Origin of the sequence: Bradyrhizobium sp. USDA 326 (genome assembly GCF_049739485.1) — a bacterium.
Classification (GTDB): Bacteria; Pseudomonadota; Alphaproteobacteria; order Rhizobiales; family Xanthobacteraceae; genus Bradyrhizobium.
In genome coordinates, this window is sequence record NZ_JBMGQA010000001.1 from 1,406,990 (window position 1) to 1,428,533 (window position 21,544).

The following is a 21,544-nucleotide window of genomic DNA, read 5'->3' on the forward strand; positions in this document are numbered from 1 at the left end:
ACAAAATGACCTTACCCGTTTCGCCCAAGCGAACCGCCCTCCTCGACGCCGCGCGCGAACGCATTCTCGTGCTCGACGGCGCCATGGGCACGATGATCCAGAACCTCCAGCTCGACGAGGCCGCCTTCCGCGGCGAGCGCTTCAAGAACTTTCATCGCGACCTGCGCGGCAACAATGATCTCCTGATCCTGACCCAGCCGCAGGCGATCGAGGACATCCACGCCGCATACTTGCGCGCCGGCGCCGACATCGTCGCGACCAACACCTTCTCCACGACCTCGATCGCGCAGGCCGATTACGACCTCACCGACATCGTCTACGAGATGGCGCGCGAAGGCGCCCGCCTCGCCGGCAACGCGGCGCGCCGCGTCGCGGCCGAGGACGGCAAGCCGCGCTTCGTCGCCGGCGCGATCGGCCCGACCAACCGGACCGCCTCGATCTCGCCCGACGTTTCCAATCCCGGCTATCGCGCCGTCACCTTCAACGACTTACGCAAATCCTATGGCGAGCAGATCCGCGGCTTGCTCGACGGCGGCGTCGACCTCTTGCTGGTCGAGACCATCTTCGACACCCTCAACGCCAAGGCGGCCCTCTATGCGATCGCCGAGATCACCGAAGAGCTCGGCATCGACGTTCCCGTGATGGTGTCGGGCACCATCACCGACAAATCCGGCCGCCTGCTCTCGGGCCAGATGCCGGAAGCGTTCTGGAATTCGGTGCGGCACGCAAAGCCCATCACCATCGGCTTCAACTGCGCGCTCGGCGCCGAGGACCTGCGGGCGCATATCGCCGATATCGGCCGTGTCGCCGATACGCTCGTCTGCGCCTATCCCAATGCCGGCCTGCCCAACGAGTTCGGCCAGTATGACGAGACGCCCGAATACATGGCGCGCCTTATCGGCGAGTTCGCCCGCGACGGCCTCGTCAACATCGTCGGCGGCTGCTGCGGCACCACACCGGACCATATCGCGGCGATCGCCGCCGCAGTCGCCCCGCACAAGCCGCGCATCGTGCCGGACATCGAACCACGCCTGCGGCTCTCCGGCCTCGAGCCGTTCGTACTGACGGACGCGATCCCGTTCGTCAATGTCGGCGAGCGCACCAACGTCACGGGTTCGGCCCGCTTCCGCAAGCTGATCACGGCCGGCGACTACACCGCCGCGCTGCAGGTCGCGCGCGACCAGGTCGAGAACGGCGCGCAGATCATCGACGTCAACATGGACGAGGGCCTGCTCGACTCCGAAGCCGCGATGGTGACCTTCCTCAACCTCGTCGCCGCCGAGCCGGACATCGCCCGCGTCCCTGTCATGGTCGACTCCTCGAAATTCTCGGTGATCGAGGCCGGCCTGAAATGCGTGCAGGGCAAGCCGGTCGTCAACTCGATCTCGATGAAGGAAGGCGAGGAGAAGTTCATCCTTGAGGCCAAGATCGCCCGCCGCCACGGCGCGGCCGTCGTGGTGATGGCGTTCGACGAGGTCGGCCAGGCCGATACGTTCGCGCGCAAGACCGAGATCTGCAAACGCGCCTACGACATCCTGGTGGGCCGCGTCGGGTTCCCGCCCGAGGACATCATCTTCGATCCGAACATCTTCGCGATCGCGACCGGCATCGAGGAGCACAACAATTACGGCGTCGACTTCATCGAGGCGACGCGCTGGATCCGCCAGAACCTGCCGGGCGCGCATGTCTCCGGCGGCGTCTCCAACCTGTCGTTCTCGTTCCGCGGCAACGAGCCGGTTCGCGAGGCCATGCACTCGGTGTTCCTGTATCATGCCATCAAGGCCGGCATGGACATGGGCATCGTCAATGCCGGTCAGATGATCGTCTATGACGACATCGATCCGGAGCTGCGCCAGACGTGCGAGGATGTCGTCCTCAATCGCGATCCCGGCGCATCCGAGCGCCTGCTCGCGCTCGCGGAGAAGTTCCGCGGCAAGAAGACGGAAAGCAAGGAAGCCGATCTCGCATGGCGCGAATGGCCGGTTGAGAAGCGGCTGTCGCATTCGCTGGTGCACGGCATCACCGAATTCATCGAGCAGGACACTGAAGAAGCCCGCAAGAACTCGTCCCGTCCGCTGGACGTGATCGAAGGCCCATTGATGGCCGGCATGAACGTGGTCGGCGACCTCTTCGGCGACGGCAAGATGTTCCTGCCGCAGGTGGTGAAGTCCGCCCGCGTCATGAAACAGGCCGTGGCTTACCTGATGCCGTTCATGGAGGAAGAGAAGGCGCGTAACCTCGCCAACGGCATCGGCACGAAGGGCTCCTCGTCCGCCGGCAAGATCGTGCTCGCGACGGTGAAGGGCGACGTCCACGACATCGGCAAGAACATCGTCGGCATCGTGCTCCAGTGCAACAATTTCGAGGTCATCGACCTCGGCGTGATGGTGCCGGCGGCGAAGATCGTCGAGACCGTGAAGGCGGAGAAGGCCGACATCGTCGGGCTGTCAGGCCTGATCACGCCCTCGCTCGACGAGATGGCGTTCTTCGCCGGCGAGCTGCAGCGCGAAGGCCTCAAGCTGCCGCTTCTGATCGGCGGCGCCACCACGAGCCGCGTTCATACCGCCGTGAAGATCGATCCGAGCTATCGCGCAGGTCCCGTCGTGCACGTCAACGACGCCAGCCGCGCGGTCGGTGTTGCCTCCGCGCTGCTCTCGCCCGAGAAGCGCGAGGCTTACGCCGCCGAGGTGCGCGCCGAATACGCAAAGATCTCGGAAGCGCATCTGCGCGCGCAGGCCGACAAGAAGCGGCTGAAGCTGGCTGACGCCCGCGCCAACCGCGTGCCGGTCGACTTCGCCAAGAGCAAGCCGGTGAAGCCGACCTTCCTCGGCATCAAGAGCTTCGACGAGTACGATCTCGCCGAGCTCGTGCCGTACATCGACTGGACGCCGTTCTTCCAGACCTGGGAGCTCGCCGGCCGCTTCCCCGCCATCCTCGACGACGCCAAGGTCGGCGAGGTCGCGCGCTCGCTCTACGACGACGCGCGCAGGATGCTCGACACCATCGTCAGGGAAGAATGGTTCCGGGCGCGCGCGACGATCGGCTTCTGGCCGGCGAATGCGCAAGGCGACGACATCGTGCTCTATGCCGACGAGAGCCGGACCAAGCCGATTGCGACGCTGCACACGCTGCGCCAGCAGCTGGAGAAGCGCGAGGGCCGCTTCAACGCTGCGCTCGCCGACTTCATCGCGCCTGCCGGCGTGCCCGACTATATCGGCGGCTTCGTCGTCACCGCCGGGATCGGCGAGGATGCCGTTGCCGATCGCTTCAAGATGGCCAACGACGACTACTCATCGATCCTGTGCAAGGCGCTGGCCGACCGCCTCGCCGAGGCGTTCGCCGAACGCATGCACGCCCGCGTCCGCCGCGAGTTCTGGGCCTATGCACCGGACGAGGCACTCTCGAACGAGGAGCTGATCCTGGAGAAGTACTCCGGGATTCGCCCCGCGCCCGGCTATCCCGCGCAACCCGACCACACCGAGAAGGCGACGCTGTTCGAGCTGCTCGACGCCGAGAACACGGCCGGCGTAAAGCTCACCGAGAGCTTTGCGATGTGGCCGGGCTCGTCCGTCTCAGGACTCTATTTCGCGAACCCCGAGAGCTATTATTTCGGTGTCGGCAAGATCGAGCGCGACCAGGTCGAGGACTACGCGGCGCGCAAGGGCATGACGGTGGCAGAAGCCGAGCGCTGGCTCGCGCCGGTGCTGAACTACATCCCGTCGCAGCAGAGCGCGGGCGACAAGGCTTTTGCGGCGACGCCCGCGAATGACGAGATGCCGAAAGACCTCGCCTCGCATCCGCCGGGCTGCACCTGCGCAGTGCATCTGGTCTGGCAGAAGAAGCGCGCCGGGGCGGGGTAGACGCCGCCTAAACACAAACGTGAAAAGCAACCCCATGCACAGTAGCGATGGGGTTGAAAAGGCTTGAGGATCTTCGGTGTTGCCGAAATCCCGTTGCGGCGTCGGGCAAAACAGGGGTACTATGGCATTATTGGGCTGCTGTGGCCATTGAACCAACGCCGGCGGCGATGTGTCTCTTCCTACACGTACGGTGCCCATCCTTCCCTGGAGGGGGAGGATCGGTTCGCACGGAGCGCAGCGGAGAGCGAGCCGAGGTGGGGTGACAGTCTCTCCCCACAGGCGGTCCCCGTGTTGAGAGATCACCCCACCCCGCTCGCGCTGCGCGCGATCGACCCTCCCCCTCCAGGCCCCTCCAGGGGAGGGTAAGCGCTTCATCCCTTCGGCGGGGCCAGCGGCTGCACGATCTCCTTGAACGGGGCCAGTGCTTCGCAGCGCTCGCTATGCGCTGCGAGCGCGGGATAGCGCGCGACATCGAACAGCTGCGGATGCGCTTCGCGGGTGAAGCGGACGACGCAGGCCACCGCGACGTCGGCGTGGCCGATGCGGTCACCCAGCCAGTGTGGCGTCGTCACCCTGGCGCGCTCGGCCTCCAGCACCTTCAGCACGTCCGCGATCTGCGCCTGGCAGCGCTCGACCCACAGCGCGAGCTGCTCCTTCCGCAGCACGCGCTCGTAGAGCAGGCTCACCGCCTTGTCGCCGAGGCCGGAGGCGAGCGCGCAGATGCGCAAATGCCTGCGCCGTTCGGCGCCGCTACGCGGCAGCATGGCCTTCTCGGCACCGACGAGGTCGTCGAGATAATCGAGGATGATCGTGCTCTCGATCAGCGCCTCGCCGTCGTCCAGCACCAGCGTCGGGACGCGGCGCAGCGGATTGTACGGCGCGATCTTGTCGGCATCGCCGAAGGTCGACCACGGCCTGTGCTCGAAGGCGAGCCCGTAGAGCCGCAGCGCAATCGCGACGCGGCGGACGAAGGGGGAATCATATTGGCCGATCAGGAACATGGTTCTCGCTCTTCTCGATCATTGAACTAGGCAGGGCCGGTCAGTCTCCCCGACCAGCTCGGCGCGGCGCAACAAAAATCTCGGAAATGGAGCATTGCGCCGGCTGCAACGACGCCCGCGGGCGGCCTTGCGCTCAAAGGCCGTCCTGGATCGAGCGCTTGATCGCGGCGATGGCCGTCTCGTTGCGCTTGTACATCGTCCACCGCTTGATCCGCTTGGCGCGCACCAGCTTGGCTGCCGTCAGCACCCGCATGTGCTCGCTCAATGTCGGGGCGCTGACGCCGAGCTTTTCGGCGATCAGCAATCCGCAGACGCCGTCCTCGACCAGGTCGCCATCTTCCTGCTCGCGAAAATGCTTCCGCGGATCCCGCAGCCATTCCAGGATCTGCAGGCGGCGTTCGTTGGCGAGCGCGCGCAAGGCGACGGCAAATTTCATTTAGCCATTTTGCTAATTACCTAATTGATGTCAACGCCCTCTTGCGCTATCCTGGACGACATCATGACAGCGACAATGGACATCACGCGGGAGCGGATTGCGGCGACCGAGCCGGTCATCCGTCCGCATATCAGGCGCACGCCGCTCCTTCAGGCCGATCTCGCCGATTTCGGCCTGCCGGCCGCGCCCGTCACGTTCAAGCTTGAGATGCTGCAGCATTCCGGATCGTTCAAGGCGCGCGGCGCCTTCGCCAACCTGCTGCTGCGGCAGGTGCCGCAGGCCGGTGTCGTCGCCGCATCCGGCGGCAATCACGGCGCGGCTGTCGCCTATGCGGCGCAGCGGCTCGGCATTCCCGCCACGATCTTCGTGCCCGACATCACGTCGCCCGCCAAGGCCGAGCGGATCAGGGGGTATGGCGCAAAGCTCGTGATCGCGGGCAGCCGCTACGCCGATGCGCTCGCCGCGAGCGAGGCGCATGTCGCGCTGACCGGCGCGCTGGCCGTCCATGCCTACGATCAGGCCGAAACCCTGCTCGGCCAGGGCAGCGTCGGGCTGGAGCTGGAGCAGGACGCGCCAGGCATCGACACGTTGCTGGTGGCGGTCGGCGGCGGCGGACTGATCGGCGGCATCGCTGCCTGGTACGGCGGTAGGACGCGCATCGTCGCGGTCGAGCCGGAGCAATCGCCGACACTGCACGCCGCGTTCGAAGCGGGCGCGCCGGTCGATGCGCCTGCTGGCGGTCTCGCCGCCGACAGCCTTGCGCCGCGGCGCGTCGGCGCATTGATGTTTCCGGTCGCTCGGGCTCATGTCGAGCGCGTCGTCCTGGTCAGCGACGATGCGATCCGGCAGGCGCAGGCCGCGCTGTGGTCGCACTTGCGCCTCGTGGCCGAGCCCGGCGGCGCCGCCGCCTTTGCAGCGGTGCTCTCCGGCCGCTATCGTCCCTCACCTGCCGAGCGCGTCGCAGTTCTGGTCTGCGGCGCCAACACAACGGCGGTGAATTTCGATAGCTAAGTGTGAATGACATGACGGGATTGCGCGGACTGATCCTGATATCGATCCTGCTGCCGATAATCGTCGCCGCCCATGCCCAGGATCGCCCGATCGGCTTCCTGGGGCCGTCAAAAAACATCGCCTGCCAATTCTTCAGCGACAACGGTCAGGGCGTGCTCCGCTGCGACATCATGAACATGGACGCGCGCCCGCGCCGGCCCGCCGATTGCGAGCTCGACGGGGGCCACACCTTCGAGATGAGTGGCAAGAAAGCCGCGGGGCGCATCTGCGCTGGCGACACCGTGATGGACGCTTCGCTGCCGGTGCTCGCCTATGGCGAGGTGTGGCAGCGCGGGGGACTCACGTGCCGGTCGGAGTAGACCGGGCTGACGTGCTTCAATGCGATGCAACGGGGGTTCTCGCTGGCGCGGGGAAAGCGGGGGGTGTTTTGAGACAGAAGAGCTGAAAGCCTTCCTGCGGAGCGTCGGCAGAGGCAATGAAATCGTGCCCTTGACTGATGAGGATCGACCGGATCGGGAAGGACGGTCTCCGGCGCAACATGGACGATGCCGCAACCAGACCATATTTCATGCGCTCATCGATCGGCGGGAAGCAGGAAAAGTGCTGCAAGAACGCCCAAGACTGCTGTTGACGCCGCGGTAGCAAAGATGGCCTCGAAGGCTTGCCCGCCACCAACTGCGGCCAGCGCAGCGATCCCAAGCGCGAAGCCACCCTGCCGCGCCACGATCGTCATGGCAGAGGCCATGCCGGAACGGTCTGGCGGGACGAGCGCAAGCATAGCACCCGAAAGTTGCGGGTGGGCGAGCGCCGCTCCGCTGCCGATCGCGACCATGCCCGCGAGCATGAGGACGAGGGTCTCGGCCGTATCTGTACGCCGGAGCGATGCAAATAAGAGGAGATTACCGACCGCGAGTATCGCGAGAGAATGCGCGAAGTGCCAGCGCCAACCGATGCGCATGACGAGGTAGCCGCCAATTGGCGGCACGATCAGCATCGGCGCCGTTGCGGCGAGCAGCGCGAGCCCGCTACGATTGGCTTGCCACCCGAATGCGCTCTGCAGCGCTGGCGGCAGATAGACAAGGATGGCCCAGTAGCTGACGGAGACCGCAATCAGCAGCAGGCCGACACCGATCATCGCGAGTGTCCCGAACACGGTCGGGTCGAGGAGCGGCACGGCGCGCCGACGCTGTTGCAGGGCGAATCCTGCCAACAGCAGAAGTGCCGCGCCGCCGAGGCTCGCAGCACCAATCGTGTCGGCGCGTATACGCAACGTGGCGTCGATCAGTAGCGCAAGTGCCATCGTCAACAGGCCGGCGCCGGCAATATCGAGCGCGCGCTTCTCCACGGCCTGGCTCTCCGCCACGAGCCGCGGCACCACAATGGTCAGAGCCACGCAGAACGGCACGTTGATGAAGAAGATCCAGCGCCACCCGGTCCAAGCCGTGATCACGCCACCGAGCGTCGGCCCCACGGCCATCCCAACACCGGAGACGATGCCCAACAAGGCGAACACACGCGCTCTGACGGGGGCATCCGGGAAGGCGCTGGCGACGAGCGCCAAGGCGCCTGTGACGACGAAGGCTGCGCCAATCCCTTGCAGACCTCGGGCGAGCCACAACGACGGACCATTCCAGGCAAGGCCGCAAGCAAGGGAAGCGACAAGGAAGATCGCGTTGCCGGTCAGCAAAGCGCGGCGGCGGCCGAAGCGATCGGCGATTGCCCCAGCCGCCAGCAGCATGCCCGTGAAAGCAAGCGAATATGCATCGATCACCCACGCCGTCGCGGCCATGCCAAAGCCGAGGGTATGCTCCATCGCCGGCAGCGCAACGACGACGGCGGTGACGTCGAGATTCGTGAAGAACGCACCGAGGCCGAGCGTCAGGGCAACGGAAACATCACGAGCGGATAGCGAGGGTGCCGTCTTCACAAATCCTCTGCCGATAAGTGCCGCGCAGAAGCGCTGCGATGCCCGCTGGTTATCATCGGTATGCGCTCGTGGCGTATGCCGAGTGTTCAACTCAGCATGAATCTCCTTCATAATGCCGGCATGACCGCCCAACCTCCATTCGATGCCCTGATTGCCTTCGAAGCCGTGCACCGTCTCGGCAGCGTCACCGCTGCAGCAAGCGACCTCGGCGTGACGCAGAGCGCAGTGAGCCACCGGTTGCGCCGGCTGGAAGACTTTATGGGTTTGCCACTGCTGATGCGGACTTCGGGCGGCATGCGGCCGACGCCCGCCGGTGAGGCGCTTGCATCCGGCCTCGCAGAACTCCTCACCGGCCTCGGAGAGTTACGCGCGCGATGCCGCGCTGCGGCCAGCGGTGGCCCACTGCGCGTCGGCGTCAGCGCGGCGCTTGCGGACTATTGGCTCGTCGCACGCCTGCCGATGTTCAAGGCCCCATCGACGCCGATCGAACTGATCATCGTCGAGAGCACGGCGCAAGCGATTCACCTGGATCTCGACATCACGATCCATTGGCTCCTCGAGGGCGAGGCACGCGAGACCTCGACGCAGCGCGTGCTGTTCCGCGAGCAGGTCTTCCCCGTTTGCCACGCGCGACTATTGCCGTCCGCGCCGCTCGACGACCCGATGCGCATTACCGCGCTGCCGCTGATCCATAAGGGAGCTGGCGAAGACGCGAACGCGGGAACGGAGTGGTCCTGGTCGACGTGGTTCGCGCGACTTGGCCTCAACGCGCCGCCGCCGGTTGGACTACGTTACGCCAACATGGCGACAGCGATCGGTGCCGCACTTCAAGGCAGTGGCGTCGTGCTAACGCGCTCACTCCTCGCGCGCGACGCGCTCACCGACGGCCGCCTTGTGCGCGTGCTGCCTGAGACCTGGGACATGCCGTCGACGAAGGTACACCTCGTGCGCTGGCCCGCGGTCTTGGCAAGTGATGCTCGGGTGAAGGCATTCGTTGCATGGCTCTTGGACGAGGCCGACTCATGCGTCCACTAGGAAGGCCCGCCCGGCACCCTCGCACGTTGGTGTGCTGACTGCCGCGTCGGCACGGAGCCTGTCATCGGGCCGCGCTCTGCGCGGACCCGTTGGCTCGCGATGACGGTGTAGAGCCGGCTGCATGCTATTCGATGATCGGTACATGCCGCGCCGCATCGCGCGGCGCGGTACCATCGAGGCGCGGATCATCCGCGATCTCGATCTGGCGGCGGAAGGGGCGGAAGCCGGAGCGCTGGTAGAACGCGACGGCGGAGGGATGGTCGAAGGTGCAGGTGTGCACCCAGACGCGGTGCAGATCGCGTGACCACGCAATCTCCAGCGCGCGGTTCATCAGGAAGCGGGCGGCGCCGGTGCCGATCAAGGGTGCGGTGACGCCGAAATAGACCAGCTCGCACTGGCCGGACTCGCGGAAGTCGAGCTCGAGCAGGCCTTCGTCGCGGCCGTCGAGGGCGAGGGCGTAGACTTCGATTCCCGGCGTGTGGATGACTGCGGCGAGCTCTGCATCGCTCATGCGGGCGCGCGAGAACCACAGCCAGTCCTCGCCGACGCGACGGAAGAGATCGCGGTACCAGGGAAGCGCGGGGGCGTCGACCTTGCGCAGGGTCCAGTTGCCGGAGGGATCGTCACGGCGTGCCGGCGGCGCGGTCATCTCCAGATGGGTGACGACGGCGGCGATCTTGCCGGCGGGGACGTCGGAATAACCGTCGGGAAGGATCATGCTTGGTTGCTCCATTTTCATCGCGGGTGACTCCGAGTCGGCGCCACACACTCCGTCATTGCGAGCGACGCGAAGCAATCCAGAATCTCTCCGCAGAGACAGTCTGGATTGCTTCGTCGCAAGAGCTCCTCGCAATGACGGTGTCGAGACAGTTGGATGCGCCTCGCGTTATCCGGGCTACGACTCTGCGCCTACCCCTCCCCCTCGTCGCTCGCCAGCACGCCTTTCACCGCCCGCGCCCAGCCGGCGAGCTTCCGCTCCCTTGTCGCCTGGCTCATGTTCGGCTTGAAGCGGTGCTCCAATCGCCAGTTGTCGGCGAATTTGGTCGGCTCGGGATAGACGCCGGCGTTGAGGCCGGCGAGATAGGCGGCGCCCAGCGCCGTGGTCTCCTGGATCACGGGGCGGTCGACCGGTGCGTCCAGGAGATCGGCGAGACGCTGCATGGTCCAGTCGGACGCGGTCATGCCGCCGTCGACGCGGAGCACGACGCTGGCGGTTTCCGAGCTCGGCCAGTCCGCGCGCATCGCGGCCCAGAGGTCGAAGGTCTGGTAGCACACGCTCTCCAGCGCGGCGTGGGCGAGCTCGGCGGGGCCGGTGTTGCGGGTGAGGCCGAACAGCGCGCCGCGCACGCGCGGATTCCAGTAGGGCGCGCCCATGCCGACGAAGGCGGGCACGAGATAGACGCTCTGCATCGAATCCGACTGATCGGCAAGAGGCCCGGTCTCGGCGGCGTGCTTGATGATCCCGAGGCCGTCGCGCAGCCATTGCACAGCGCTGCCGGCGACGAAGATCGAGCCTTCGAGCGCGTAGGTGCGTTTTCCCTCGAGCTGATAGGCGACGGTGGTGAGCAGCTTGTTCTTGGAGACCACGGGCGTGGTGCCGGTGTTGAGCAGCGCGAAACAGCCGGTGCCGTAGGTGGACTTCATCATGCCCGGGCGGAAGCAGGCCTGGCCGATGGTGGCGGCCTGCTGGTCGCCGGCGATGCCTGATATCGCGATGGGGCCGCCGAACAGGTCGGGCGTGCTCTCGCCGAAGCGGGCGGAAGAGTCCTTCACCTCGGGCAGCATCGAGCGCGGCACGCCGATGATCTCCAGCAGCTCGTCGTCCCACTGGCCGGTGTGAATGTTGAAAAGCAGCGTGCGCGAGGCATTGGTGGCGTCGGTGGCGTGCACCTTGCCGCCGGTGAGGCGCCAGAGCAGGTAGCAGTCGATCGTGCCGAACATGAGCTCGCCGCGCGCGGCGCGGGCGCGGGCTCCGGGAACGTGATCGAGGATCCAGGCGACCTTGGTGCCGGAGAAATAGGGATCGATGATCAGGCCGGTCTTCTGCGAGATCACGCCCTCGCGTCCCTCGGCTTTCAGTTTGGCGCAGATGTCGGCGGTGCGGCGGTCCTGCCAGACGATGGCGCGGTGCACGGCCTGGCCGGTGGCGCGGTCCCACACCACGGTGGTCTCGCGCTGGTTGGTGATGCCGATCGCGGCGATATCCTTTGCGGTGATGCCGGCGTGCTCGATCGCCTCACGGCAGACCATCACGGTCGAGGTCCAGATGTCCTCAGGCTCGTGCTCGACCCAGCCCGAGGCCGGAAAGTGCTGCGGGAACTCGGCCTGCGCCTTCGCCGCGATGGAGATGTCGCCGCGAAACACGATCGCGCGCGATGAGGTGGTGCCCTGGTCGATGGCGAGGACGAAAGACATGGCAGCTTACCCTAGCGTTTTCTTGGCGTTTCCCTGGAGGGGATCATTGTGTCGCGCCAAAGGGAGCGGATTAGGGCGGCAAGGTCAAGGTTTGGATGCGGTGCCGCGGCGCCCTTCCCTTCTCCCCTTGTGGGAGAAGGTGGCGCGAAGCGCCGGATGAGGGGTTCTGTCGGCAAAGAGTATTGCGAGAGAGGGTCACGTGCGGATAGAGACCCCTCACCCGTCTCGCCGCTACGCGGCGATCCACCCTCTCCCACAAGGGGAGAGGGGAAGAAAAGCTACACCGCCGCCGTGGTGACGCCGCCGTCGATGACGATGGTCTGGCCGGTCATGAAGCTCGATGCGTCGGAGGCGAGGTAGGCGACGGCGCCGGCGATTTCGTCGGGCTCGCCGATTCGGCGCAGCGGGGTGGTGGCGGTGCGGCGCTTGAGGTTGGCTTCGTCTTCCCACAGCGCGCGGGCGAAATCGGTCTTGACGAGGCCGGGGGCGATGCAGTTGACGCGCACACCCTTCGGACCCCATTCGCCGGCGAGCGAACGGCACAGCGCGAAATCGGCGGCTTTGGAGATGCCGTAGGCGCCGATCACGGTGGAGCCGCGCAAGCCACCGATCGAGGAGATGATGACGACGGAGCCGTTGCCGCGCTCGGCCATCTCAGGGATCGCGAGCGCGGAGAGCCAGATGTTGCTCTTGACGTTCGAGCCCATGATCTTGTCGAAGGCTTCATCGCTGATGTCGAGCAGCGGACCGTAATAGGGATTGACGGCGGCGTTGCAGACGAGAATGTCGATCTTGCCGTAGTGCTTCGTCGCGCCCGCGATCAGCGCCTCGACTTCGTCCTTGCGCGCGATGTTGCAGGGGATGACGATGGCGTCGCCGCCGGCCGCATTGATGCCGTCGGCGACCTCCTTGCAGGCATCCGCCTTGCGCGAGGAGACCACGACCTTGGCGCCGAGCCTGGCGAGCAGCTCCGCCGACGAGCGGCCGATGCCGCGGCTGGAGCCGGTGACGACGGCGACCTTGCCGGTGAGATCGAACGGGGTGTTTTTCATTTGTTGGTCTCCGCTACGGCCGCATATGCCGTCATTGCGAGCGCAGCGAAGCAATCCAGGATCTTTCCGCGGAGAAGGTCTGGATTGCTTCGTCGCTACGCTCCTCGCAATGACGGTGGTGGCTTAAATCAACCCGCCCGCATCGGCGACGCGGCGCTGGTGGTAGTCGGTGTCGCCGAACGTGTTCTCGATCATGGTGAGGCGCTTGAAGTAGTGGCCGATTTTCGCCTCCATGGTCATGCCGATGCCGCCGTGGAGCTGGATCGATTGCTGGCCGACAAATTTCAGCGACTTGCCGATCTGCACTTTGGCCGCGGCGATCGCATTGGTGCGCTCCTTGGCGTCCTCGAAATCACCCGCCATGGTCGCGAACATCGACATCGAGCGCGCCTGCTCGGCGGCGACGAACATGTCGGAGGCACGGTGCTGCAGCGACTGGAACGAGCCGATCGCGACGCCGAACTGTTTTCGCGTTTTTATGTACTCGACGGTGGTCGTGAGCGATTCGTCCATCAGGCCGACCGCCTCGGCGCAGAGCGCGACGCGGGCTTCGTCGACCACGCGCTCGATCAGCGCGAGTGAATCCTCGGGATTGCCGAGCACGGCCTCAGTGCCGACCTCGACACCGGTGAAGGTGATATCGGCGGCGTGCAGGCCGTCCTGGGTCGGATAGCCCTTCCTGGCGACGCCCTTGGCATTCGCCGGGACCAGGAACACGCCGATGCCGCTTCTGTCACGACGATCGCCCTTGGTCCGGGCAGTGACGACAAGCGTGTCGGCGTTCTCGCCGTTGAGCACGACGAACTTCTCGCCGTCGATGATCCAGCCGTCGCCTTTCTTCTTCGCGGTCGTGGTGACGTCGAACAGATCGTAGCGCGAGTTCTTCTCGAGCTGCGCAAAGGCGAGCGTCTTGCTGCCGTCGATGATCGAAGGCACGTGCGCGGCCTTCTGCGCATCGGTGCCGGCATGGCGCAGGAAGCCGCCGCCGATCACGACTGTGGCGAGATAGGGCTCCAGCACCAGTGCCTTGCCGAGCGCCTCCATCACGATCATGGTCTCGACGCCGCCGCCGCCGAAGCCGCCATCGGCTTCCGCGAAGGGCAGGCCGAGCAGGCCCTGCTCGGCGAGCTTGAGCCAGACCGTTTTGCTCCAGCCGCCCTTCTCCGCCATATATTTCTTGCGCTGCTCGAAATCGTAGGAATCGGTCAAGAGCCCGTCGATGCTTTCCTTGAGAAGCCGCTGCTCCTCGGACAGATCAAAATCCATGTTGTTTTGTTCCTCGTACCCGAATTTTTTGCTTCGTCATTCCGAGACACGCGCGATAGCGCGGGGACCCGGAATCCAGAGATTGTCGCGCGAGATTCCGGGTTCGCGCTGACGCGCGCCCCGGAATGACGTCTACAGCCCCAGCACCGCCTTGGCGATGATGTTGCGCTGGATCTCGTTGGAGCCGCCGTAGATCGAGACCTTGCGGTTGTTGAAGTAGCTCGGCGCGATCTGGGCGGTCCAGTCCATGGCTTCGTTGGAGCCGTCGTCGCCGTGCTCGTCGAAAGGCGCGGCGAACGGGCCGATCACTTCCATCAGCAGCTCGGTGGTGGTCTGCTGGATCTCGGAGCCCTTGATCTTCAGCACCGAGGAGGCCGGGTTGGGCTTGCCCTTGCCGTGCTTGCCTTCATCGGCGACGACGCGAAGCTGGGTGAGCTCGAGCGCCTTCAGCTCGATCTCGCAGGCCGCGAGCTTCTCGCGGAACGCCGCGTCCTGGATGATCGGCTTACCGCCGGATTCGACCTTGGAGGCGAGCTCCTTGATGCGGCGGATGCGCTCCTTGGAGACGCCGACGCGGGCGATGCCGGTGCGCTCGTTGCCGAGCAGGAATTTTGCGTAGTCCCAGCCCTTGTTCTCCTCGCCGATCAGGTTCTCGATGGGCACCTCGACGTCGTCGAAGAACACTTCGTTGACCTCGTGGCCGCCGTCGATGGTCTGGATCGGGCGTACGGTGACGCCCTTCGACTTCATCGAGAACACGATGAAGGAGATGCCCATCTGCTTCTTGGCGTTGTTGTCGGTGCGGCAGAGGCAGAAGATCATGTCGGCGTGCTGGGCCAGCGTGGTCCAGGTCTTCTGGCCGTTGATGATCCACTTGTCGCCACGGCGCTCTGCCTTGGTCTTCAGCGAGGCAAGGTCAGATCCCGAGCCGGGCTCCGAAAAACCCTGGCACCACCAGTCGTCGACATTGGCAATGCGCGGCAGGTATCTCTTCTTCTGCTCCTCATTGCCGAAAGTGTAGATGACCGGGCCGACCATGCTGACGCCGAAGGCGAGCGGCTGCGGCGCGGGGTGAGCCTGCAGCTCCTCGTTGAAGATGTAGTGCTGCACGGCCGTCCAGCCCGTGCCGCCATATTCCTTCGGCCAATGGCTGACGCCCCAGCCCTTCTTGTTGAGGATGCGCCACCAAGTCACCATCTCGTCCTTGGAGAGGTGGCGGCCCTCGACCATCTTGCGCCGCGTCTCCGGCGGCACGTTGTCGCGGAAGAACTGCCGCACTTCCTCGCGAAACGCCTGCTCTTCTTTCGTGAATGCGAGATCCATCGGATCCTCCTGTGAATTACTGCAATACTTCGAACAGCCCCGCCGAGCCCATGCCGCCGCCGACGCACATGGTGACCACCGCGTATTTGGCTTTGCGGCGGCGGCCTTCGATCAGGGCGTGGCCGGTGAGGCGCGCGCCGGACATGCCGTAGGGATGGCCGACCGCGATCGCGCCGCCGTCGACGTTGATCTTCTCGGGGTCGATGCCGAGCTTGTCGCGGCAATACAGCACCTGCACCGCGAAGGCTTCGTTCAATTCCCAGAGACCGATGTCATCGACGGTGAGACCGTGGCGCTTGAGCAGGCGCGGCACGGCGAAGACCGGGCCGATGCCCATCTCGTCCGGCTCGCAGCCGGCGGAGACGAAGCCGCGGAAGATGCCGAGCGGCTTGAGGCCGCGCTTTGAGGCTTCCTTGTCGCTCATGATGACCGAGGCGCTGGCGCCGTCGGAGAGCTGGCTGGCATTGCCGGCGGTGATGCTGAAGCCCTCGCCGCGCACGGGCTTAAGCCCGGCGAGGCCTTCGATGGTGGTCTCGGGGCGCGGGCCTTCGTCCTGCGACAGCGTGATCTCCTTCATCGAGACAGTGCCGGTCGCCTTGTCGGTGACGGCCATCTGCGTCGTGATCGGCGCGATCTCCTCCTTGAACCTGCCGCCCTGCTGCGCGGCGGCGGTGCGGCGCTGGCTCTCCAGCGAATATTCGTCCTGCTTCTCGCGCGAGATGCCGTAGCGCTTGGCGACGACTTCGGCGGTGTCGATCATGGGCATGTAGACCTCGCCCTTGATCTTGAGCAGCGCGGGGTCCTGGGCATGGAAGCCGTTCATCTTATCGTTCTGCACCAGCGAGATCGACTCGCCGCCGCCGCCGACTGCGATCTCGACGCCGTCGAAGATCACCGAACGCGCGGCGAGCGCGATCGCCTGCAGGCCAGAGGCGCATTGCCGGTCGATGGTGGTGCCGGCGACGGTGACGGGCAGGCCGGCGCGGAGCAGGGCCTTGCGCGCGATGTTGCCGCCGGTCGCGCCCTGCTGGAGGGCTGCACCCATCACGACGTCCTCGACCTCCTTCGGGTCGATCTTGGCGCGCGCGACGGCTTCGCCGATGGCATGGCCCAGAAGGGTCGCACCCTCGGTGGCGTTGAGCGCGCCGCGATAGGCCTTGCCGATCGGGGTGCGGGCGGTGGAAACGATGACGGCGTCGGTCAAGAACGAACTCCTGATGCGGTTCTGGTGGATTGTGACGGTTTCTGCTGCTGGCGCAATTCGTGGCGCGACAGTTTCCCGACCGGCGTGCGCGGCAGATCGTCGACGAACTCGACTTCGGCCGGCAGTTCGTGCTTGCCGAGCTTGCCAGTGAGCTGCGCGCGCAGCTCGTCGAGCGAGAACGGCTTTGCGCCGGGCTTCAACTTGATGAAGGCCTTTGCGGCCTCGCCGCGGTACTGGTCGGGAATGCCGAGCACGATCACCTCGTGCACGCCAGGGATGGTGTAGATCGCCTGCTCGATCATCTGCGGATAGACGTTGAAGCCGCCGGAGATGATCATGTCCTTCTTGCGGTCGACCAGGAAGAAATAACCGTCTTGATCCATGTAGCCGATGTCGCCGGTGAGGAAGCGGCCGTCGACGAAGGCATCCGTGGAGCCCTCCGGCTTGTTCCAATAGCCCTTGGTGACGTTCGGGCCCTTGATGCGGATCTCGCCGACTTCGCCGGGCGGCAGCACGCGCCGGGGATCGTCGAGCGCGACGACGTCGAGCTCGATGCCGGGCAGCGTCAGGCCGATCGAGCCCGGTTTCTCGGGGCCCTCGGGCGGATGGCCGGTGCCGGGCGAGCAGGTCTCGGTCATGCCCCAGCCGCTCTTGAGCTTCTTGCCGACCTTGCGTTCGAAGAAGCCCGCGATCTCGACCGGCAGCGGCGCGCCGCCGGAGCCGATGGTGGCGAGCGAGGAAAAGTCGCGCTTGTCGAGATCGGGCAGCGCGGCGATCGCGATCCACATCGTCGGCACGCCCGGAAAGTAGGTGGCGCGCTTGACCTCGATGTCGCGCATCACCGCCTCGACGTCGAAGCGCTGGTGCAGCGAGATCAGATTGCCGCGGCGGAGCGAGGACAACAGCACGACGGTAAGCGCGTAGATGTGGAACAGCGGCAGCACGCAGATGACGCGCTCGATGGCAGCGCCACGCGCGGCACGCCCCGGCTTGCCCCAAACGTCGTAGATCGACACCGCCGCGGTGAGATTGCCGTGCGTGAGCATCGCGCCCTTGGGCAGGCCGGTGGTGCCGCCGGTATATTGCAGCAGCGCGACGTCGTCGGCCCTCACGTTCGGCCACTGTGCCGGCGGGGTCGCCCCCTCGACGAAGGTCTTGAAGGTCACGATGCGGGGATCGTCGGGGATTGCCGTCTGCGGCGTGCCGACCTTGCCCCAATGATCGTCCTCGCAGACGACCAGGCGGTCGATCAGCCCCTTCTCCAGAAATTTCAGCGCGGTCGGCAGCAAGGCCTGGAGGTTCGAGGTGACGAGCAGGCGCGAGCCGGAGTCGGAGACCTTGTGCGTCAGCGCGATCTCGCCGTCGAGCGGGGACAGATGCGCAACGCGGCTACCTGCCTTCAGCGCGCCGAAGAAATTGACGGGATGATCAGGCGTGTTGCCGAGGAACAGCGCGACGGAAGAGTTCTTGCCGCAGCCGGCACGCAGGAACGCCGCGGCAGCGCGGTCCGCCTGAGCTGCCAGCTCGGCATAGCTGATCGGACGGTCCCGGAATTCCAACGCGGTGCGCGGGCCGTACTCGGCGGCGGCCTTCGCCAACAGGTCGGGCAGCGTGCCCTGGACGATAGTCTCGTCCCAACGCACGCCCTCGGGGTAAAACTGTTCGCCGGGATGGGTCATTAGCGGTCGATACTCTTCGCTGCCTGGGCAGCAATTCCATGTGAGGCAGGCACGGGCGCTCGGGCTCCCTCCCCCCTTGTGGGGGAGGGTTGGGGAGAGGGGTAGCCACAAACTCGAACCTCGCCCGGAGCCACCCCCCTCCCTGACCCTCCCCCACAAGGGGGGAGGGAACGGAGAGAGCGTTGCCCGGAGCGCGACATCGCGGCAGTTACCAATCCGATCACGCCGCTTTCGACGCCGCCGCGAGCGAGGCAAACGTCTTGCCTTCGGCCGCGAGCTTCTTCAGCAGCGGGGCGGGCTCGAGGCTCGGGTCGTTGGTCTCCTTGGCATAGAAGGACAGGCGATCGGCGATGTGCTTGAGGCCGACGCTGTCGGCCCAGTACATCGGGCCGCCGCGGTAGATCGGCCAGCCATAGCCATAGAGCCAGACCACGTCGATGTCGGACGGACGCGCCGCGATGCCCTCTTCGAGGATCTTCGCGCCCTCGTTGATCATCGGATACATCATGCGCTCGAGGATCTCCTCGTCGCTGACGACGCGCTTCTTGCGGCCGAGGCGGGCAAGCGTCTCGTCGATCAGCTTCTCGACCTCGGGGTCGGGCAGCGGGGCGCGGCTGCCTGCTTCATACTTGTAGTAGCCCTTGCCGGTCTTCTGGCCGAAGCGGCCGGCTTCGCACAGCGCGTCCGCGATCTCCGACTTGATGCCGCGGTCCTTGCGCGAGCGCCAGCCGATGTCGAGGCCGGCGAGGTCGCCCATCGCGAACGGCCCCATCGGCATGCCGAACTTGGTGACGACGGCATCGACCTGCTGCGGCAGCGCGCCTTCGAACAGCAGCTTCTCGGACTGCTTGCCGCGCTGCGCCAGCATGCGGTTGCCGACGAAGCCGTCGCAGACGCCGACCACGGCCGGCACTTTTGCAATCTTGCGCGCGATCGTGACAGCCGTCACGAGAGCGTCCGGCGCGGTCTTGTCGGCACGCACGATCTCGCACAGCTTCATGACGTTGGCCGGCGAGAAGAAGTGCATGCCGAGCACGTCCTGCGGACGCTTGGTCGACTTCGCGATCTCGTCGATGTTGAGGTAGGAGGTGTTGGAGGCGAGCACCGCGCCGGGCTTGGCGTACTGGTCGAGCTTGGCGAACACTTCCTTCTTCACCGCCATGGTCTCGAACACGGCCTCGATGACGAGATCGGCGTCGCCGACATTCTCGATGCCGACCTTGCCGTCGATCAGCGCCATACGCTTGGCGGGCGCGTCCGCCGGGATGCCGCCGCGCGCTGCCGTCGCCTCCCAGTTCTTCTGCATGACGCCCATGCCGCGCTTGAGCTGCTCCTCGGCGGTCTCGATCAGCGTGACTGGGATGCCGGCATTGGCGAACGACATCGCGATGCCGCCGCCCATGGTGCCGGCGCCGAGGATGGCGACGCGGTTCACAGGGCGCGACTTGGTGCCTTCGGGGACACCCGCGATCTTGGCGGCTTCGCGCTCGGCGAAGAACGCATAGCGCTGCGCCTTGGACTGGTCGCTGGCGACGAGCTTCAGGAAGCCCTCGCGCTCCTTCTTCAACCCTTCGTCGAACGGAAGGTCGATGGCGTAGCCGACGGCGTCAGCCGCCGCGAACGGCGCCTCCAGGCCGCGTGACTTCTTGGTCATGGCGGCGACGGCATTGGTGAAGATCGAGCGGTCGGCCTTGGCCGCCGCGATCTTGGAATCGTCGTCGCGCAAGCGGCGCAGCGGGCGCTTCTCGGCCAGCAGCTTGCGCACGAAGGCTTCGCCGCCCGAAGCCGGGCCCTCGACGATCTCCTCGATCAGGCCGTTCTTCAGCGCTTCCGCCGCACCGATGGGGTCGCCGCCGACGATCATCTTGACTGCGAGTTCCGGCCCGACCGCGCGCGGCAGGCGCTGGGTGCCGCCCGCGCCCGGCAGCAGGCCCAGCTTCACCTCAGGCAGACCGAGCTTGGCTTCTTTCACCGCGACGCGGAAATGACAGGCCAGCGCAACCTCGAGGCCGCCGCCGAGCGCGGTGCCGTGGATCGCGGCAACGACGGGCTTCGGCGAATTCTCGATCTCGGACAGCACGTCGTTGAGGGCCGGCGGCTTCGGCGGCTTGCCGAATTCGGTGATGTCGGCTCCGGCGATGAAGGTACGGCCGGCGCAAGTCAGCACGATGCCCTTGATGGCGGGATCGGCGATTGCGGCCTTGATGCATTCCAGAATGCCGCCGCGGACTGCGGCACTCAGCGCATTGACCGGAGGACTGTTGACCGTGACGATCCCGATTTCGTCATGACGCTCAAGCTTGACCACTTCGCTCACGGTGTCCCTCCTTGGTGGGGATTTACTTTTGTTCGATTTCGCGGTGCGGAATTTAATTCCGCATCTTGACGGCAGGGTTATTTTGAAGCACGGACGTTGTCAACGACTCCGCGCAAGAAGCAGATCAGGGATGAAGCGTACAGGAAAGAAGACTGCGACCGATCGGAATTTCGTCGTCGCGCTTTCCCGCGGACTGGATGTATTGCGCGCGTTCCAACCCAATGACGGCCTGCTCGGCAATCAGGAGATTGCGGCCCGCACCAATCTGCCCAAGCCCACCGTGTCGCGGCTGACCTACACGTTGACCAAGCTTGGATATCTGACGCCGGTTCCCCGCTTCGAGAAGTACCAGCTCGCACCCGCTGCGATGGCGCTCGGTTACGCGGCGTTAGCCAATCTGGGCGTTCGGCATTTGTCGGAGCCGTTCCGGGAGGAAGTAATGCGCGCGACCGGCGGTGCCGTCGCCGTCGGCGGCCGCGACCGTCACAGCATGATCTATTTCGGGCAGAGCCGCGGTAGCGAGACGGTCGGCGTTCAACTTGACGTCGGCGCGCGCGTGCCGATTGCAACCAGTGCGATGGGCCGCGCTTATTTCTGGGCGCTCGACGACGAGGGTCGCGCTGAAGTGTCGCGCATCCTGCGCGAACATTACGGCAGCCGCTGGCCGAAGATGCGCGACGGATTGGAGCGTTCCGGCGAAACCGTGGCGAAGTACGGTTTTGCGATATCCGTCGGCGACTGGCACGACGACATCGGCGCCGCCGGCGTCGCACTCAAGCTCAACGACGGAACCGGACCTTACGCATTCAATTGCGGCGCGCCGGCATTCCGCTTCACGGAAGAGCGCTTAATCAACGACATTGGACCGCGTCTGCTTGCGATGGTAAGGAACATCGAAGCGGCGCTCGGGGGTCTGATGCCGCACTCAAAAAAAGACGTCAGCAAAAAGCTGAAATCAGGAGGAAAAGTTGCACGTGTGGCCGAGGGGTTCAGATAGCCTTTGTCATCATCGGGAGCG

General features: G+C 65.6%; 16 protein-coding genes. 5 read left to right on the plus strand and 11 right to left on the minus strand.

What is annotated here, in order from left to right; translation table 11 throughout:
* Positions 1-5 precede the first annotated feature (5 nt).
* Positions 6-3,860 (plus strand): methionine synthase, encoded by a 3,855-nt coding sequence (gene metH / locus ABIG06_RS06750; RefSeq protein WP_424578094.1) that lies wholly within the window; start codon positions 6-8, stop codon positions 3,858-3,860.
* 371 nt (positions 3,861-4,231) lie between these two features.
* On the opposite strand, the gene ABIG06_RS06755 is transcribed toward metH, so the two are convergent.
* Both ABIG06_RS06755 and ABIG06_RS06760 read right to left on the minus strand, forming a co-directional pair.
* Complete coding sequence (locus tag ABIG06_RS06755; protein WP_370135275.1) at positions 4,232-4,861, minus strand: glutathione S-transferase family protein; 630 nt, start codon at positions 4,859-4,861, stop codon at positions 4,232-4,234.
* Positions 4,862-4,994: 133 nt separating this feature from the next.
* The gene (locus tag ABIG06_RS06760; RefSeq protein WP_370135278.1) at positions 4,995-5,297 is read right to left on the minus strand and encodes an ArsR/SmtB family transcription factor; all 303 of its coding nucleotides are present in this window, start codon (positions 5,295-5,297) and stop codon (positions 4,995-4,997) included.
* Positions 5,298-5,324: 27 nt separating this feature from the next.
* Here ABIG06_RS06760 and ABIG06_RS06765 point away from each other — a divergent pair, with 27 nt between their 5' ends.
* A complete protein-coding gene (locus ABIG06_RS06765) occupies positions 5,325-6,308 on the plus strand; it encodes a threonine/serine dehydratase (protein ID WP_370135281.1) in 984 nt (327 codons plus the stop codon).
* 11 nt (positions 6,309-6,319) lie between these two features.
* Complete coding sequence (locus tag ABIG06_RS06770) at positions 6,320-6,667, plus strand: DUF6636 domain-containing protein (RefSeq protein WP_370135284.1); 348 nt, start codon at positions 6,320-6,322, stop codon at positions 6,665-6,667.
* Positions 6,668-6,882: 215 nt separating this feature from the next.
* Here ABIG06_RS06770 and ABIG06_RS06775 read toward each other — a convergent pair whose 3' ends face one another.
* Positions 6,883-8,235, minus strand: a complete 1,353-nt coding sequence (locus ABIG06_RS06775; RefSeq protein ID WP_370135286.1) for an MFS transporter — start codon at positions 8,233-8,235, stop codon at positions 6,883-6,885.
* Between the two features lie 120 nt (positions 8,236-8,355).
* Here ABIG06_RS06775 and ABIG06_RS06780 point away from each other — a divergent pair, with 120 nt between their 5' ends.
* Positions 8,356-9,270 carry a LysR family transcriptional regulator gene (locus tag ABIG06_RS06780; RefSeq protein ID WP_370135288.1) on the plus strand — a complete coding sequence of 305 codons (915 nt, stop codon included), beginning with the start codon at positions 8,356-8,358 and terminating at the stop codon, positions 9,268-9,270.
* A gap of 124 nt (positions 9,271-9,394) precedes the next feature.
* On the opposite strand, the gene ABIG06_RS06785 is transcribed toward ABIG06_RS06780, so the two are convergent.
* The 8 genes from ABIG06_RS06785 to ABIG06_RS06820 all read right to left on the minus strand — a co-directional run bounded on the left by ABIG06_RS06785 (position 9,395) and on the right by ABIG06_RS06820 (position 20,526).
* Complete coding sequence (locus ABIG06_RS06785) at positions 9,395-9,988, minus strand: GNAT family N-acetyltransferase (protein ID WP_370135290.1); 594 nt, start codon at positions 9,986-9,988, stop codon at positions 9,395-9,397.
* Between the two features lie 191 nt (positions 9,989-10,179).
* A complete protein-coding gene (glpK, locus tag ABIG06_RS06790) occupies positions 10,180-11,685 on the minus strand; it encodes a glycerol kinase GlpK (RefSeq protein WP_370135293.1) in 1,506 nt (501 codons plus the stop codon).
* 278 nt (positions 11,686-11,963) lie between these two features.
* Positions 11,964-12,737, minus strand: a complete 774-nt coding sequence (locus tag ABIG06_RS06795) for an SDR family NAD(P)-dependent oxidoreductase (protein WP_370135485.1) — start codon at positions 12,735-12,737, stop codon at positions 11,964-11,966.
* 123 nt (positions 12,738-12,860) lie between these two features.
* Positions 12,861-14,003 carry a pimeloyl-CoA dehydrogenase small subunit gene (gene pimD / locus ABIG06_RS06800; RefSeq protein ID WP_370135488.1) on the minus strand — a complete coding sequence of 381 codons (1,143 nt, stop codon included), beginning with the start codon at positions 14,001-14,003 and terminating at the stop codon, positions 12,861-12,863.
* Positions 14,004-14,135: 132 nt separating this feature from the next.
* Entirely contained in the window at positions 14,136-15,326 is a 1,191-nt protein-coding gene (gene pimC, locus ABIG06_RS06805; RefSeq protein WP_370135491.1) for a pimeloyl-CoA dehydrogenase large subunit, read from the minus strand.
* 16 nt (positions 15,327-15,342) lie between these two features.
* On the minus strand, positions 15,343-16,530 hold the full coding sequence (locus ABIG06_RS06810) for an acetyl-CoA C-acyltransferase (RefSeq protein ID WP_370135493.1): 1,188 nt from the start codon (positions 16,528-16,530) through the stop codon (positions 15,343-15,345).
* Entirely contained in the window at positions 16,527-18,209 is a 1,683-nt protein-coding gene (pimA, locus tag ABIG06_RS06815) for a dicarboxylate--CoA ligase PimA (protein ID WP_370135496.1), read from the minus strand. The genes ABIG06_RS06810 and pimA overlap by 4 nt, the downstream gene beginning before the upstream one ends.
* 220 nt (positions 18,210-18,429) lie before the next feature.
* Positions 18,430-20,526 (minus strand): 3-hydroxyacyl-CoA dehydrogenase NAD-binding domain-containing protein, encoded by a 2,097-nt coding sequence (locus ABIG06_RS06820; RefSeq protein ID WP_370135498.1) that lies wholly within the window; start codon positions 20,524-20,526, stop codon positions 18,430-18,432.
* A 130-nt stretch (positions 20,527-20,656) separates the two neighbouring features.
* Here ABIG06_RS06820 and ABIG06_RS06825 point away from each other — a divergent pair, with 130 nt between their 5' ends.
* Entirely contained in the window at positions 20,657-21,523 is an 867-nt protein-coding gene (locus ABIG06_RS06825; protein WP_199751403.1) for an IclR family transcriptional regulator, read from the plus strand.
* Positions 21,524-21,544: the final 21 nt, after the last annotated feature.